We start from the raw sequence: 15,196 nt of genomic DNA, 5'->3' as shown, positions 1-15,196 counted from the left end.
CGGTTGCGCTTCCCGCCCTCTCCCGGTCGCCGTGCGGGGTTCAAATGTGCCCCCACCTGCTGACAGGGCCATGCAACGCGAGTAAGCTACTCGATCACACGAGTACTAGAGTCACCAGGTGGACATCATGTCGAGTCTGGAGTTCGCTCCGCCCAAGTACGTACAGATCGTGCGGGCGATCCAAGAGCGCATCGAAGACGGGACCTATCCCGTGGGGGAGATGCTTCCCTCCGAGTCCCGAATGGTCCGCGAGTTCGGGGCCGGACGCTCCACGGTCGTACGGGCGCTGCAAATCCTGAGTATGCAGGGCTGGATCGAACGCGAACACGGACGCGGGTCGTTCGTGCGCGGCGTCCCTCAGCAGGCCTCTGAGCGCTCCCATGCCGGAGCCAGTGCCTTCGACGCCTCCGAAGAGGCCAGGAACAACCGGATCCTCACCGCTGGCCGCGCTCCTGTCCCCGCCTCTCTGGCCGAGACCCTGGACGTGCCCGCTGAGTCTCCAGCGGTGACGCGCCGCCGCCTGGTCCTGGACGCCGATGGTGGGCCGAGTGAGCTGGTCACTCTCTGGTTCCCCCTGGACGTGGCAGAGGGAACCGACCTCGGATCTGAGGCGACGATCAGCATTGGGGCGCGCGAACACGTGCAGATGGTCAAGCAGCTTCGTCCCGCTCGCGTCGTGGAACGCCTGTGCGCCCGAGCGGCCACCGGTCAAGAGCGCGAGATTCTGGAGCTGGACGAGGCGACGCCCGTTCTGGGCATCACCGCGCGGATACTGGACGCCTCCGATCGCATCATCTCCGTCGCTGAGATCGTCCTGCCCGGTGACCTGCACGAACTGGAAGACTCCTACCCGGCGGTGTAACCGCCACAGCTTGCCTGCCTTCTTATCCACTTGTCCGGACGAGTAAGGCGGGCTATTCTGACATTCACTTGACCGAACAAGTGGTTGAGTGGACATCAACTGAGAGGCTGATCAGATGGCTATTCAGGGTGCGTTGCCGGTCTCCTTCGGCACGGTCTTCCCGCACGGTGCGTTCGCGCTCGGGGTGGAAGCGATCACCGACTTTGAGACCAAGCGTCCGCAGATGGACAAGGACACCGGGTTGCCGTTGTGGGCGGTGGACGTGATCGACGCCGACCCCGAAGCGCGGGGCAAGGCGAAGTCGGTGAAGGTCAAGGTCGCCGCGAACGTGTGCCCGACCCTGCCGGACGAGGTTCCGGGGCTGCCGTTCCGCCCGATCGAGTTCGAAGCGATGGCGGTCATGCCCTACGTCGACGACTCCGGCCGCCGCCCCAGGGTGGCGTACTCGCTGCGGGCTCGGGGTGTGAAGGCCCCCGGTACCGCTGGTGGTCGTCGTGCTCCGGCCAAGGAAGCGGCCTGACCGCTTCCTGACACATAAAGCGGGGCGGCCTGGTGTTGGCGCACCTAGCCGCCCCTTAACCCCCACTCGAACCCTGCGAAAGCTTCGTGAAGAGGTGCCCCCAGTATGTCCCAGAATCCCGAAGACCTGTCCGCCCTGTCCGGCCCCGAGCTGGTACGGGTGTTCCTGGCCGAGTACGACAAGCCCCGCACCACCAAGGCGGAGCGGGCGGAGTTCTTCGACTTCAAATCCCGCATCTTCGCTGTTATCGCTGAGCGGGACGGCAACCCCGACGCAGCCCGGTTCGCCGCGTGTGCTCGTGCTGACTCCGACCTGCTCTGGGCCGAGGTCGCCGCCAACGAGGCTCTGAACGGCGGTGGTGAGTGATGGTGCGCCAACCCAAGGTGGGGGCCGCCCAGTCCTCTCCGACCCTGCCCACCCCGGCCCAGGGGGTGCGGTGGACGACTCCGATCGTGGAGACCCCCGGCATCGTCGTCCTGGCCTCCTGGATCTACCGGCTCGTGCGGCTGCTGGTGCTGCTGCCGTTCCGCTTCCCCGTCATGGTCGCCTCGACCACGGCCGTGGTGGCCTGTTGGTGGTACCTGTCCTGGCCCGGACTGGCCGCGCTCGCTGGTGGGCTCTCGGTGGCCTCCCTGGTGTGGTGGCGGACCTGGCCGCACTCCTACCGGTACTGCGTGAGTTGGCGTCTGCTGGCCTGGTGGCGACACCTGGTCGTCTACCGGCGTCACTGGCAACCCGTGTTGGTCATTTCCGGGTTGGCCGAGTCCTACCAGGAACGCCGCTACCTGCCCCGCATCCGACGGGTCACCTGTAACGCCCGAGCCGACTACGTCCGTGTCTCCCTCGTGGCCGGAACTGCTCCCTCGGACTTTGAGCACCGGGTGGTGGAGCTGGCGCACGGGTTCGCCGCACCCTCCTGCCGGGTCACCGTGAACGGGCCGCGTGCCATCACGTTGGAGTTTCCCCGACACGACACCTTGGCCGAACCCCTCGATGCCCTCCCCATCCCTGAAGCCCCGGACCTGTCAGCGCTGTCGGTTGGCAAGCGCGAGGACGGCACCCCGTGGAAACTCCGCCTGCACGGAACCCACGTCCTGATCGTCGGCGTCACCGGGGCGGGGAAGGGGTCGGTGCTCTGGTCGGCCATCCGGTCCATGCTCCCCGCCATCGCGGACGGGACGGCACAGGTATGGGGGATTGACCCCAAACGCATGGAACTCGCCTACGGGCGCGACCTCTTCGCTCGGTACGCGGACACCGGCGAATCCGCGGTGGAACTCCTCGAACACGCCGTGGCCCAGATGCAGGAACGAGCCGAACGGTATGCGGGTAAGCAGCGCTCGCACACCCCCACTACGGCTGATCCGTTCGTGGTCGTGGTTCTGGACGAGGTCGCGTTCCTGACCGCCTACCACCCGGACCGGGACGTGCGGAAAAGGTCGGAGAACGCCATCGCCACCCTGACCTCACAAGGCCGCTCGGTCGGCTTCTGCGTCCTGGCCGCACTCCAGGACCCGCGCAAGGAGGTGATGAACCTGCGCAACCTCTTCCCGGACAAGATAGCCCTGCGCCTTGATGAGGCGTCCCAGGTGGACATGGCCCTGGGGGAGGGCGCCCGGGAACGCGGGGCTGAGGCGCACCTGATCGATCCCACCCTTCCCGGGGTGGCCTACGTCCGCCTGGAGACCTCACCCTCTCCGGTCCGGGTGCGGGCCGCGTTCGTCTCCGATGACGACATCACCGCCATGGCTGGTCGCTACGGGACCGCTTCCTCTGCGACGGAAGAAGGTGCCTGATGTCGACCGCTCCTGTTCCGGGCACGGTAAGCGACCAGCTCATGTCTGGCCCATATGACCGTGAACGTGGAGAAGATCACCGCGTTAAAGATCTGAGCCTGCCGCACCAAGCCGTCCCCCTCGTACGGCGCAAAGACCGCGATCGGTACCCACACGAGGGCCATCACCAGGTTCGCGACTCCGACGATACGCATGCCTGCTTCTTCTCCTCGGCACAGTGGGGGTGGCTCTGATGCCCACTCCTACCGGTAAGACAACCCGGGCCGAACGACTCGCGCAACCCCTGGCCCGTGAGGTGGCCGAACAGGTCGCCGCTGACCACGGTGTGTGCATCCGGCCGGTCTCTCTTCGACGCACGAACATCGCGACCGGTGCCACCGAGGTGATCGACGTCCCGTGCGGGTCCACGCTCGAATCACGCTGTCCGGCCTGTGCAAAGAGGAAACGGTCCCTACGCCGCTCGCAGTGCGAGGAGGGTTGGCACCTGGAAGCCGAACCCGTGGTGGAGCCCGACCCGCCCACCGAGCAGCAACAGGTGTGGGTCGAGCAGCGGGCCATGGTCACCGCTGAACGCGACCGGCTCGCCGCGACCGGGGCCGCCGCTCCGGAACAGCTCGCCGCGCTGGACGCTGCGATCGCGGACCTGGACGAGGAGATCACCGCCTCCGGGCTCCGAGGGTCGGTCACCCGCTCGGCCTCCTCCGAGTCGGGTCCGCGTCGGGTGCGCTCCACCAAACGGCGTCAGGACGTTCCGGGTCTGCCCAAGCGACCGATGACGAGGAAGACGGTCGGGCGGGCGTTCACTGACCCTGGCTCGGGGAAGGTGTTCCGACCCTCCCTGTTCCTGACCCTCACCCTGGACTCCTACGGGCGGGTGCGCTCCGATGGCACCCCGGTGGACTTCTCCACCTATGACTACCGGCGGGCCGTCCGGGACACGCTGCACTTCTCCAAGCTCATCGACCGGTTCGTGCAGAACCTACGCCGGGTCGCCGGATTCGACGTCCAGTACTTCGCCTCCGTCGAACCCCAACGCCGTCTGGCTCCGCACCTGCACATGGCCACACGCGGCACCCTGCCCCGGGCCGAACTGCGCCAGATCGCCGCCGCGACCTACCACCAGGTGTGGTGGCCTCACGCGGACACGGTGCGTTTCGAGGGCGAACACCTGCCGGTGTGGGATGCGGACGCCGCCACCTACCTCGACCCCACCACGGGGGAAGTCCTCCCGACCTGGGATGAGGCGCTGGACGCCATCGACGACCAACCGGACCCGGAGCCCTTCCACGTGGTCCGCTTCGGAAAGCAGGTCGACGCAAAGGGGGTCGTGGTCGGCACCGAGGACGCCGCCCGGTGCGTGCGCTATCTGGCCAAATACCTGACCAAGGACATCGCCGACTGCCACGCCGCCGAGACGACTCGGCAGGAACAGCACGTGGACCGGCTCATGGAAACACTGCGCTTTGAGCCGTGCTCGCCCCGGTGCTCGAACTGGCTGCGCTACGGCATCCAGCCCCAGGATCCCAAAGCTGGCCAGCGTCCCGGGTTCTGCCGCTCCAAAGCCCACCGCCGCGAACACCTCGGGTACGCGGGCCGCCGCGTCCTGGTCTCACGCAAGTGGTCCGGCAAGACCCTGGCCGACCACAAAGCGGACCGGCTGGCCTGGGTCCTGGAGGTGCTCGGGATTAACGGCGTTAATAGCGGCCCCGCCAACGAGGACCAGGGCGACAACGAACACCCTCGTCCCCCGGTCCTGAACTCGGTCAACTCCAGTGACTTCGTCTGGGAACTCGCACGTCCCACCGACCCTGACGTGGCTCCCCGAGAACAACGCCTGCTGCGGGCCGTGGGGGAAGCGCTCAAACGCCGTTCTCAGCTCGACGCCGCACGGCAGAACGATCTTTTGGCAACCACCGAGACGAGGGCCGCATGAGAACCGCTGGCACCACTCCAACCGTGCCCCGACCCCGTGCTGAGGAAGGGCTCTGGTCGGTCAAGGACACGGCCGCCTACCTCCGCGTGCCCGTCAAGACGCTCTACGAGTGGCGATACAAGGGCGACGGGCCTCCCTCCCACCGCATCGGCCGGTACGTGCGCTACGTGCCCGCTGAGGTCCATGCCTGGGTCCGAACCCGGTAACCCCCCAAGGAGACTGATCATGGCCCGTGCCTGGGTCTACGACCGCACCAAGGACAAGGCGTACACCGAAGCCGTACGCAAGGCCAAGACCGCCAAGCGCACCCCTCCCGCGCGGTGGATGGTCCGCTACTACGACCCCTCCGGGAAGATCAAAAGCGCCGGCACCTACAAGAAGAAGCCGGATGCCGAGAAGCGGCAGACCGAGATCGAGAACAGCCTGCACGAAGGCTCCTACCGCGACCCTTCGGCCGCGAAGGTCACCCTCGGGCAGATGGCCGAGAAGTGGCTGACCACTCGCACCGACATCAAGCGGTCCACCTGGTGGCAGTACCGGGCCGTGCTCGACAACCACGTGTTTCCGCGCTGGGGGGACCAACCGCTCTCGGCAATTCATGGTGAGGACATCGCCGTGTGGGTGGCGCGGCTCCAGAAGCCGCGGGACGAGGGCGGATCGAACCTCGGGGCCTCGCAGACCCGGCACGCGCACGTCGTGCTGTCGATGGTGCTCGGCTGGTGCGTGCCCCGGCGTATCCCCTACAACCCGGCCAAGGGCGTGCCGCTGCCCAAGCCCTCCGAAGCCGAACACGTCTACCTCGACCACGTCCAGGTGGAGGCTCTGGCCAACGCCGCTGGCGGGCTGCGCACCAAGTACGGGCAGATCGCCTCGACTGCTCCGATCAACCGTGCGCTGATCCTCCTGCTGGCCTACACGGGCCTGCGGTTCAACGAAGCCGCCGCGCTGCGGGTGGGACGTGTGGACCTGGAGCGGCGCCGGGTGCGGGTGGCGGTGGCCTTCGCTGAGGTGGAGGGCGAACTCATCGAACAGACCCCGAAGACGGGCAAGCCCCGCACGGTGCCCGTTCCTCCCTCGCTGGTGCCCGAACTGCGTCCGCTCCTGGAAGGGCGCGCTCCCGATGAACTGGTGTTCACGACTCGTCGGGGTGCTCCGCTGCGCATCCGCAACTGGCGTTACCGGGAGTTCGGCAACGCGGTGAAGGCGGCCGGTCTGGCGGGCAAGGGTCTCACTCCGCACAAGCTCCGTCACACAGCGGCCTCACTCGCCATCGCCTCCGGGGCCGACGTGAAGGTGGTGCAGTCGATGCTCGGCCACGCCACCGCCACGATGACCCTCGACCGCTACGGGCACCTGTTCCCGGACCGCCTGGACGAGGTCGCAGAAGCGATGGACGTCGCCCGCCTCGCCGCGCTGGCCGCGTGACCCCTCCTCAACGGGGGCAGCCCCGGATACACCGAAGGCCGGTGGCCTGCGGACCGTGTGCACTGAATGTGCACCGGCCCGGGACCACCGGCCTTCGCCGTGTTTCTCGGAAGGCTCCCACCTGGGAAAACTTCCTGATTCTGCGGAGGGTGTGGGATTTGAACCCACGAAGCCCCGTCAAGGACTTGGTGCTTTTCAAGAGCACTGCACTCGGCCGCTATGCGAACCCTCCTGGAGGAGACTGCCTCTCCGCCAGACATGGTAACCCACGGCGGGGGCGGGTTCGCGGGGATGTTCCGGGTTCGCCCCGAGGAGGGGCCGGGGTGGCGCCAGGCAGTTACTCGTGAGTAACCTGTGCGTATGGAGAAAATGGACGCCGAGACGGCGGAGATGGTCAAGTCCGGGTTCCTGGCCTCGGTTCCCTTCGCACGGACGCTGGGCGTGACCTTCAGCGACCTGGACCACGGGCGTGCCGTCATGCGGCTGCCCGACAACGCCGACCACCACAACCACGTGGGCGGCCCGCACGCGGGGGCCATGTTCACGCTCGCCGAGTCCGCCTCGGGCGCCATCGTGGTCGGCACTTTCAGTGACCAGCTGGAGCGGGCCGTTCCGCTCGCGGTCAGCGCCGAGATCCGCTACCTCAAGCTCGCGATGGGCGACGTCACCGCCGAAGCCACCCTGGGCCGTACCCGGGACGAGGTCGTCGCCGAACTCGACGCGGGCAAGCGCCCCGAGTTCCCCGTCGACATCGAGCTGCGCACCGACGACGGCACGGTCACCGGCCGGATGACCGTCCTGTGGACGCTGCGCCCCAACAGGAAGTAACCCTCCCCCGGTTCCGGCCCCGGTCAGACACCCCTTCCGCCCCGTCTGACCGGGGCCTCGCGCGTTCTTGGCCGGGTCCGGCACGGGCCTGTCGAATGTCGTTGCCGCTGGGTACGTTGACCGGGACGGGCACGGGTCGACGCAGGAGGCAGCGTAGTGAGACTTCGAGTGGATCGCGACGCGTTCGCGGAGGCGGTCGCCTGGACCGCTCGGGCCCTGCCCGCCAGGCACGCGGTACCCGTGCTCGCGGGGATGCGGATGGAGGTCTCCGCGGACGGAAGCGCGCTGCACCTGTCCGGCTTCGACTACGAGGTCTCCACGCGCGCCTCCGTCGAGGTCCTCTCCGAGGAACCCGGGGCCGCCCTGGTCCCCGGCCGGCTGCTCGCCGAGATCGTGAACAACCTGCCCTCCGGCACGGTGCGCATCGATACCGACGGGCCCAAGGTACTGGTCAGCGGCGGCGCGGCCAGGTTCACGCTGATCACCATGCCGCTGGAGGACTACCCGAGCCTGCCCGGCATGCCCGGACGGATCGGCTCCGTCCCCGCGGACGCCCTCACAGCCGCCGTGCGCCAGGTGACCCCCGCGGCCAGCCGGGACGACACCCTGCCCATGCTCACCGGCGCCTATCTGGACTTCACCGGCGACACCCTGCGTGTGGTGGCCACCGACCGCTACCGCATCGCGGTACGCGAGCTGTGGTGGCGCCCCGAGGACCCCGGGATCGACGTGTCCGCCCTTGTGCCCGCCCGCACCCTGGCCAACACGGTCCGGGGCCTGATCAACCAGAGCAACGTGGACATCGCCCTGTCCACCGTCCAGGTCGGCCGGGGGGTCAGCCTCTCGCCGGGCGAGGGCATGATCGGTTTCGAGAACGGGGAACGCCGGACCACCACCCGGCTGATCGACAGCGACTTCGTCAAGTACGGCGCCTGGTTCCCCACGGAGTTCTCCGCCCGGGCCGAGGTCGGGGTCGCGCCGCTGCTGGAGGCGGTCAAGCGGGTGGCTTTGGTGGCTGACCGGAACACGCCGCTACGGCTCGCCTTCACGGAGGGTGAGGTCGTGCTGGAGGCGGGTTCGGGGGACGACGCCCAGGCCGTGGAGGCCATCGGGGTCGGGTACGAGGGGGAGCCGATCCGGCTGGCCTTCCGGCCCGACTACCTGGTGGACGGGCTCAGCGGGGTGGGGACCGACACCGCCCGTCTGAACTTCACCGAACCGACCAAACCCGCCGTGTTCACCGACGTTCCGGCGAAGGAGGGCGAGGAGCCGTCCTTCCGCTACCTCGTCCAGCCCCTTCGTGTTACTTGACCAGCGGTTTTCCCGTTCTTGGGAAAGTTCTCCACAGGACTGCGCGCGAGTTATCCACAGGCTTCATCCTCCGCCTGTGGATAACCCGGGGTGATCGACCCCTTCGGAGGTCTGAACGGCCTCTCGAATCGGCTCGCATTTCCCCTTTGACAAGGGAAAACAGTGCCAGCGTGGAATCTGTGCACAGCCTGTGGACAACTCCGCGTGGCGGGCTATTCGCCCTCGGCCAAGGTGGACGCCCGCCCACTGGTCACCGGGGTGTCCAAACCCAGCTCAGCCTGGCGTCCGCGGCGGTACCCGGCCCGGTAGCCGGCCGCGCTGTGGGTGCGCTCGGGGCGGTGTTTACGCAACTGTGGGAACTGCTTGTGGAACTCTTCGTTCACCCGGTTCAGATCGTCCCGGAGAACCAACTCCGCACCACGTGTCGAACCGTTCTCTCCGCTACCCTCAGTGACGCCTGAGTCGTCGTCGTTCGAGGCCATTTCCTGGAGCCGCGCCCGAAACTCACGAATGCGTTCGGCCACCGCCTGACCGTAGGCGCGCACGAAGGACCGGTAGTAGCGCTTGCGCTCGGTCTCCAGCTCGGAACGCGTGTAGTTGCGCAGTTCCCGGATATCGGTCACGTGCGCGGAACTCATGAACTTGGCCGAGGCCTCCATCTGCATGGAGATCGACGGCATCAGCATCCGCAGGGCGTCCAGGGCGCTGACCGTCCCCACCAGGATGATGGTCCGGTCGGTGTTCTCGGAGTTGTTCCCGCGCACCGCCGACTGGCACCCGTAGGCGGCGGCGATGTCGGCCAGGGCCCGGACCCGGGCCTTGCCGTGGCCGCCCACCCCCGGGACGGTGTAGTCCAGGCGACTGATCGCGTCCGGTTCCTCGCCCCTCTCGGCGCGGGCCTCGGCCTCGGCGATCGCGTGGCGGGTCATCAGCTCGGCGGCCTTGGCGGTGAACGCCTGGCTTTCGGCATCAGTGACCGCGGGGTCCTCCGCCATGCGAAGGAGCCCGCGGACCCGCTCGACCATCTTCTGACGAGCAGCTTCAGTCATCGGCGCCGGTTGTCTCCCGTAGGTGAGGTGTGGTCCATCCGCTCCTTGGCGGAAAACATCGAGCCTAAGCCCTTCTGTTCCCCGCCACCATCACGGTGGCGCAGAACCACCACCCGAAAGCGCCTACTTCTTGTCCCCGGCGACCATGGCCACGACACCGATGATGAGCCACAGGGCAAGGCCCACACCAAGACCCGTCCAGAGGCCGCCGAACAGCCCGCCGATGATCGCGAAGTCAGTGATCACGGACACGATGTAGCTCACCACGGCGGTGGCGCCACCGCCGAGCAGGGCCGGGGCACTCGCGTAGCGGAACGGGTACGAGGCGGCCCAGCGGCGGCCGCGGCGGTCGCTCTTCTTGCTCAGCACGCCGCCGACCCCGCCGATCAGGGCGAAGAAGAAGATGCCGGTCGTCACCCCGGCGGGGATACCCGCCAGGCCGAAGTTGGCCAGGAAGGACAGGGCACCGGCCACGGTGCCGCCGATCACGGACGCCCCCCACGGCCAGATCATCGCCGCCGAGGCGACGGGAGTGAATGCGTTACCGCGCTCCAGCGTCATGTTCACAGCTCCAGTCGAATCGCGTGGCACCCACTCGTCGCAGGGCCGTCCCGTCCAGCATGCCGGGCCGGGGCGACCAGCACATCAGGGCCCGTCCCTGACTTACCCCCGAGGCGGCGCCTCGGCACCTGCCCCGGCGGCGAAACCCGACACGAGCCGTCCCGGAGGGACGCACGGGGTGCCTCTTCCGGTAACAACGTTCAGTCGGCCGCGGAAGTGCCCGCGGCGTCGGCGCTGTGGTGACCCCCGGCTCCGACCGCCGCCGAGCGCAGACCGGCCCGCAGGTGCGGCCAGGCGGCACGGAAGGCGGGCAGCAGGGGCAGCCCCTCGGCCTCCTCGACCGGTACCCAGCGGATCTCGTTGCTCTCCGCGTTCCCGGGACGGAACGGGGTCAGGACGGGGATCCGCAGCAGGAACGTGTCGTAGCGCCACACGGTCAGGTCCTGCTCGTGGCTGCCCAGGACCGTGTAGTCCTCGAGGTCGCCCGCGACCTCCTCGCGGAACTCGCGCACGGCGGCCTCCAACGGGGTCTCGTCCCGGTTGCGGGCCCCGCCCGGGATCCCCCAGGTGTCGCCCATGTGGGTCCAGCCAGCGCGGTGCTGGAGAAGGACGTGACCGGAACCGGCCACGTCGGTGGCGTACAACAGCAGCCCGGCGGCACCGTACAGGCCCCACCTCCGGGACCCGTCGGCCAACTTCACCCAGCCGTTTCCGTCACCCTCCTGCATCAAGCCCTCCAACCAGAGCGGTCGCTCGTGTCCGACGATCGTGCTCCGCCGCCCACCGCCTGTGGACAACCGGAAACCGCGGGGATCATTCCCGCTGATCCCTTGAACCTACGGCCCGCCCGACCTCTTCCGCAGCCTTTCTTCCCCCGTACCCGCCGGCCTTCTTCCACGGCACGGGTCCGGCGGCACGGCCCCCGCTGCTGCGCGACCATCCTCACCGAGAGCCCGGGGCCCTCCCGCCCGGGAGGCGGTCCGATGGTGCAGCCGGGCCCCTCGGTCCCGCAACGGGGCCGGGCTTTCGGGGGGTCGGGACACGACGCGTCGGTTCGGGAGGAGCGCCGGTTTTCGTGCCCGGCACCGGAAACCCCCGGAGGCGATGTGGGGTTCGCCCCGGGGCCGGGGGGTAAGTGGAATAACCGTGCGACTGGTTTCACCGGTTCCGAGATCGGGGTTGCCCCTGGCTCGTGTCCTTCCCAGGATTGCGAGAATGACGGAATCGTGTTCGTCCGGTTACCTGAAGTGTCCGGCGGGTTTTAGGAAAGCTCCCAGAGTGCAAATCGTGAACAACAGGTAGTTACCGTGTGACCTTGGGTTTTCCGCTCCCGCTGAAAGCCGGTTGAAAGCGGAACGCAAGAAGATCTCCCTAGTGTGAATCACGTTCGTCGGGCCGGAAGCTGCGTGAGGACGGCTCGCGGCTCCCAGAAGGCCCGGCGTCCGTCGGACACAGGCCATCCGTGGCGCAGCTGAGGCGGAAGCGCCACGGATGGCGGCTCCGCCAGAGGGCGGGTGAAGTCCCATGATGCTTCGTAGACGACGTAGGGCTACGTTGAGGCTCTACGCGAGTGCTGTACGCAAAGGAGTTCGAGTGCCCAAGATGCTGACCGTGGACGAGCAGTTCGAGGCGATCGTCGCCGAGGTGGCGCCGGTGGCGAAGATGCACCCCTACCAGGAGCCGAACCCCGAGCAGGGTTCCCCCGCCGAGGAGAAGCCCGCTGAGGCCGCTCCGGCTGAGGAGAAGCCCGCCGAGGAGAAGTAACCTCTTCACGAAGTAGTCCGACGGTCACTCCGAGTGCCAGTACAGAGGGGGGTACTCGGAGCCGTTGGCGTGTTCTCCTTCTGCTTTCTCCCTAATTCCCCTTGCTAGTGTTGCTGCTTGTGGAATTCGGAGTGCTTGGTCCCATCACTGTCTGGTCCGACGGTCACCCGATCTCGGTCGGCGGACCCCGCCAGCGTTGTGTCCTCGGAGCCCTCCTGGTAAATGTGGGGCGTGAGGTCACCGTTGACCAGATCATCAGCTATCTTTGGAGTGACGATCCACCGCGCACAGCGCGTTCGGTCATCCAGGTGCAGATCTCTCACCTGCGTAGAATCCTCCCGACCAGTATCGTCACCACCCCTGGCGGTTACGTCCTCGACGTCGATCCGGAATCCGTCGATCTCCACCGTTTCCGCCAACTGAGGAAAAGGGCGGCGAAGTCCGAGTCCGAGGCTGCCGTGGTGCTGTTGGACCGGGCGCTGGACTGCTGGCGCGGGGTCCCGTTCTCCGGTGTCGGATCCGAGTACCTCGATCACTCCGTGGTCGCCCCCCTGCGCGAGGAACGGGCCTCGGCGGTGATCGAGTGGGCTGTCCAAGCTCTGGACCTGGGGCGCTACCGGGACGTGGCCTCCAGGCTGACCTCCTTCGCCAGCGAGGAACCCTTCCGTGAACGCCTGCACCACCTGCTCATCACAGCGCTGTGGCGGGACAACGAACGTGCCGGGGCGCTTTCGGCGTACGAGAACTTCCGTTTCAGGCTCGCCGAGGAGCTGGGGGTGGACCCCGGGCCCGAGCTCGTCGCCCTCTATACCCGGATGCTTCAGGAGGAGAGCTCTCTCCCCGAGGGGCCGACCGTTGAGCGGACAACGGAAACGAGCTTCGGCTATCTGGTCCGGAACGACCTACCCAGGGACCTCCCCGATTTCACGGGGCGCCAGGAACCCCTGAGGCAGTTGGAGGAACTCGCCAGCACCGAGGACGGTCGGGCAAAGGTCTGCGTCATCACGGGTGCCGGAGGAGAGGGAAAGACCACCACAGCGGTCCGGTTCGGGTACGAGGCGGCCAAACTCTACCCTGACGGACAGCTGTTCATTGACCTCTACGGCTACACCTCGAACAAGGAACCGCTGGACCCGGCCTCGGCTCTCGGCGCCCTGCTGCGCGCCGTGGGCGTTGACGCGGGAGACGTGCCCGAATCCCTCGACGAACGCTCGGCGTTGTGGCGGGCGACGTTGATGGGTCGCAAAGCGCTCCTCATTCTGGACAATGTCTCCAGTTATGCCCAGGTCAGCCCACTGCTACCCTCATCCCCCGGGTCCCTGACGCTGATCACGACCCGTAATGATTTGTCCGGGTTGAGCGGGGCGCGTCTCCTCACCTTGGGGATGCTCGACGAACAGTCCTCCCTGGAACTGTTCGGCCGTGTCCTCGGCGAGGAGCGTGTCCGGAGGGAACCCGAGCATGCGCACGAGATCGCGCGTATCTGCGGTGGGCTCCCCCTGGCTCTTCGCGTGATCGCCGGCCGCATGCTCAGCCGCCCGAGATGGACGTTCGCGCACGTGGCGCGGAGGTTGGGGGAAGAGAACCGCAAGTTCCGTGAGCTCCAGGTTGAGGGGCAGAGTGTCGAGTCCGCAATCGACCTCTCTTTTCAGAGCCTCAACAGCGAACAACGAAACGCGTTCCTTCTGCTGGGACTGATGGTCGGAAACACCATCGACCTCGCCGGTGGCGCTGCTCTGTTGAAGGTGACGGCCGAGGACGCGGACGACATCCTCCAGGAACTCGTCGGGATGTGCCTGCTGGACGAACCCCAGGGGGACGTCTACCGGATGCACGATCTCATCAGGGAGTTCTCGCTGGTGCGTGCGGTGTCCGCTTTCGGGAGCGACGAAGTCGCCATGACCCGGACGAGGCTGGCCGAGTACTACCTGTCGACCGCACAACAGGCGGCTGACCTACTCGGTCCACGCGCCCTCAGCGAGGAACGGGGAGCGGAGGCCGAACACCGGACGGAGATCACGGATCGGCAGGACGCGGAGAAGTGGTTCTCCCTCCACCAGGAGAACCTGGCCGGGGCGATCGACTACTTCGCCGCCAGTGACAACGGGGAACTCGCCTGGCGCATGGCCGAGGCGGTGTGGAGGTTCTACGCTCTGCACGGTGAGATGGGACTACTGATCAGTTCCCACGAGCGGGCACTACAGATCAGTGAGAAACAGGGGAACCAGCGGGGTCGGGCCGTTACCTTGATCGGTCTGGGTATTGCTTACTACCTCGCGGGACGTTTCAACGAATCGGTGTCCCTCCTCTCCGAAGCTCGGGCCATCCTGGAGTCCGTGGGTGACCGCAGGGGGGTCGTTCGAGCTCTGGCCAATCTGGGGATGGTCTACGAACGCGTGGGCCGGCTGGCAGACTCGATTCAAGCCATTCAGGGTGTGATGGACAATGCGATCGAGCTCGGCGATCTCCGGCTGGAAGCTCTCCAATGGGGGAACCTCGCAGTCCTCAGACAGACTTTGGGAGAGCATGAGGAGGCGATCCGATGCGCGGAGAAGGCGATCGCGAAAGCCTCTGGTGAGGACCAGGATGAGGTCAGGGCCCATGCCAAACGCGTCACAGGTGAGGCCCGGGCTGGACTGGGACAACTGGATCTCGCCTTCCAGGACCTGAACGAGGCAATGGAACTCTCGTATGTGCTTCGGCTGGACGGGCAGCAGATATACATCCACAACTCTCTGGGATTGGCCTACAGGGCAGCTCAGTGCTGGAAGGAGGCGGTGAACGCCCACGCTGAGGCGCTGGATCTGGCAGACAAGAGTGGCAACCGCAGTGGGGACTCCGAGATCCTCACGGACCTGGGAACGACCTACGCTGCGGCCTCCCGGTACGAGGAGGCAGCCGAAACCCTGGAGAGGGCACGCACCACCGCGACCGAGCGCGACGAGCGCTACATCGCCGCGCGGGCCTCGCTCGCCCTCGGAGGTCTGCCCGCCTCCGTGACGGACCCCAAACGGGCGCGCGGACTCCTGGAGGAGGCGCTGGGGACCTTCGAGGAACTGGGGCTGCCCGAGGCGGACCGGGCCCGCGAGGCGCTGAAGAACCTCTGAACCGGCTCTCCGGCGGCTTCCGACCGGGGCCCTTGCCGGA

At 67.3% G+C, this 15,196-nt stretch carries 14 protein-coding genes and 1 tRNA gene; 11 read left to right on the top strand and 4 right to left on the bottom strand.

The genetic code is table 11. The features are described from left to right. The first annotated feature begins 118 nt into the window (after positions 1-118). The 7 genes from IE195_RS25100 to IE195_RS25070 all read left to right on the top strand — a co-directional run bounded on the left by IE195_RS25100 (position 119) and on the right by IE195_RS25070 (position 6,536). The gene (locus tag IE195_RS25100) at positions 119-862 is read left to right on the top strand and encodes a GntR family transcriptional regulator (protein ID WP_191276054.1); all 744 of its coding nucleotides are present in this window, start codon (positions 119-121) and stop codon (positions 860-862) included. Positions 863-977: 115 nt separating this feature from the next. Further along, positions 978-1,382 (top strand): plasmid replication, integration and excision activator, encoded by a 405-nt coding sequence (locus tag IE195_RS25095; protein WP_191276051.1) that lies wholly within the window; start codon positions 978-980, stop codon positions 1,380-1,382. A 105-nt stretch (positions 1,383-1,487) separates the two neighbouring features. Further along, complete coding sequence (locus IE195_RS25090; protein ID WP_191276049.1) at positions 1,488-1,748, top strand: hypothetical protein; 261 nt, start codon at positions 1,488-1,490, stop codon at positions 1,746-1,748. Further along, a complete protein-coding gene (locus tag IE195_RS25085) occupies positions 1,748-3,178 on the top strand; it encodes an FtsK/SpoIIIE domain-containing protein (protein ID WP_191276047.1) in 1,431 nt (476 codons plus the stop codon). Before IE195_RS25090 ends, IE195_RS25085 begins: the two co-directional genes overlap by 1 nt. Positions 3,179-3,410: 232 nt before the next feature. After that, positions 3,411-5,111, top strand: a complete 1,701-nt coding sequence (locus IE195_RS25080; protein WP_191276045.1) for a replication initiator — start codon at positions 3,411-3,413, stop codon at positions 5,109-5,111. Beyond that, the gene (locus tag IE195_RS25075; RefSeq protein ID WP_191276043.1) at positions 5,108-5,317 is read left to right on the top strand and encodes a helix-turn-helix transcriptional regulator; all 210 of its coding nucleotides are present in this window, start codon (positions 5,108-5,110) and stop codon (positions 5,315-5,317) included. Before IE195_RS25080 ends, IE195_RS25075 begins: the two co-directional genes overlap by 4 nt. A gap of 19 nt (positions 5,318-5,336) precedes the next feature. After that, positions 5,337-6,536, top strand: a complete 1,200-nt coding sequence (locus tag IE195_RS25070) for a tyrosine-type recombinase/integrase (protein WP_191276041.1) — start codon at positions 5,337-5,339, stop codon at positions 6,534-6,536. Positions 6,537-6,679: 143 nt separating this feature from the next. Here IE195_RS25070 and IE195_RS25065 read toward each other — a convergent pair. Next, positions 6,680-6,768: transfer RNA gene (locus IE195_RS25065), tRNA-Ser, on the bottom strand. A 137-nt stretch (positions 6,769-6,905) separates the two neighbouring features. Between IE195_RS25065 and IE195_RS25060 the strand changes: the two genes are divergently transcribed. Further along, entirely contained in the window at positions 6,906-7,364 is a 459-nt protein-coding gene (locus IE195_RS25060; protein ID WP_191276133.1) for a DUF4442 domain-containing protein, read from the top strand. Between the two features lie 168 nt (positions 7,365-7,532). Continuing rightward, complete coding sequence (gene dnaN, locus IE195_RS25055) at positions 7,533-8,675, top strand: DNA polymerase III subunit beta (RefSeq protein ID WP_191276130.1); 1,143 nt, start codon at positions 7,533-7,535, stop codon at positions 8,673-8,675. Positions 8,676-8,887: 212 nt separating this feature from the next. Here the strand turns inward: dnaN and IE195_RS25050 are convergent, their stop codons facing one another. From IE195_RS25050 to IE195_RS25040, 3 genes are all read right to left on the bottom strand, one after another. Beyond that, positions 8,888-9,700 carry a DUF2786 domain-containing protein gene (locus IE195_RS25050; RefSeq protein ID WP_191276129.1) on the bottom strand — a complete coding sequence of 271 codons (813 nt, stop codon included), beginning with the start codon at positions 9,698-9,700 and terminating at the stop codon, positions 8,888-8,890. A 147-nt stretch (positions 9,701-9,847) separates the two neighbouring features. Continuing rightward, the gene (locus IE195_RS25045; RefSeq protein ID WP_191276127.1) at positions 9,848-10,285 is read right to left on the bottom strand and encodes a hypothetical protein; all 438 of its coding nucleotides are present in this window, start codon (positions 10,283-10,285) and stop codon (positions 9,848-9,850) included. Between the two features lie 200 nt (positions 10,286-10,485). Continuing rightward, positions 10,486-11,013 (bottom strand): NUDIX hydrolase, encoded by a 528-nt coding sequence (locus tag IE195_RS25040; protein ID WP_191276039.1) that lies wholly within the window; start codon positions 11,011-11,013, stop codon positions 10,486-10,488. Positions 11,014-11,878: 865 nt separating this feature from the next. On the opposite strand from IE195_RS25040, the gene IE195_RS25035 reads away from it, so the two are divergent. Together IE195_RS25035 and IE195_RS25030 are read left to right on the top strand one after the other, a co-directional pair. Then, on the top strand, positions 11,879-12,049 hold the full coding sequence (locus IE195_RS25035; protein WP_191276037.1) for a hypothetical protein: 171 nt from the start codon (positions 11,879-11,881) through the stop codon (positions 12,047-12,049). Between the two features lie 107 nt (positions 12,050-12,156). Further along, positions 12,157-15,156: an AfsR/SARP family transcriptional regulator gene (locus IE195_RS25030; RefSeq protein WP_444544299.1), complete on the top strand. Its 3,000-nt coding sequence runs from the start codon at positions 12,157-12,159 to the stop codon at positions 15,154-15,156. Positions 15,157-15,196: the final 40 nt, after the last annotated feature.

The organism is Nocardiopsis terrae, assembly GCF_014651695.1.
In the GTDB taxonomy this organism is placed as follows: Bacteria; Actinomycetota; Actinomycetes; order Streptosporangiales; family Streptosporangiaceae; genus Nocardiopsis; species Nocardiopsis terrae.
This window is presented reverse-complemented; position numbering and strand designations above follow the sequence as displayed.

Coding starts and splice junctions, on each gene's coding strand:
- IE195_RS25095 (WP_191276051.1), top strand. CDS start 978: ATGGCTATTCAGGGTGCGTTGCCGGTCTCCTTCGGCACGGTCTTCCCG.
- IE195_RS25090 (WP_191276049.1), top strand. CDS start 1,488: ATGTCCCAGAATCCCGAAGACCTGTCCGCCCTGTCCGGCCCCGAGCTG.
- IE195_RS25085 (WP_191276047.1), top strand. CDS start 1,748: ATGGTGCGCCAACCCAAGGTGGGGGCCGCCCAGTCCTCTCCGACCCTG.
- IE195_RS25080 (WP_191276045.1), top strand. CDS start 3,411: ATGCCCACTCCTACCGGTAAGACAACCCGGGCCGAACGACTCGCGCAA.
- IE195_RS25075 (WP_191276043.1), top strand. CDS start 5,108: ATGAGAACCGCTGGCACCACTCCAACCGTGCCCCGACCCCGTGCTGAG.
- IE195_RS25070 (WP_191276041.1), top strand. CDS start 5,337: ATGGCCCGTGCCTGGGTCTACGACCGCACCAAGGACAAGGCGTACACC.
- IE195_RS25060 (WP_191276133.1), top strand. CDS start 6,906: ATGGACGCCGAGACGGCGGAGATGGTCAAGTCCGGGTTCCTGGCCTCG.
- IE195_RS25050 (WP_191276129.1), bottom strand. CDS start 9,700: ATGGTCGAGCGGGTCCGCGGGCTCCTTCGCATGGCGGAGGACCCCGCG.
- IE195_RS25045 (WP_191276127.1), bottom strand. CDS start 10,285: ATGACGCTGGAGCGCGGTAACGCATTCACTCCCGTCGCCTCGGCGGCG.
- IE195_RS25040 (WP_191276039.1), bottom strand. CDS start 11,013: ATGCAGGAGGGTGACGGAAACGGCTGGGTGAAGTTGGCCGACGGGTCC.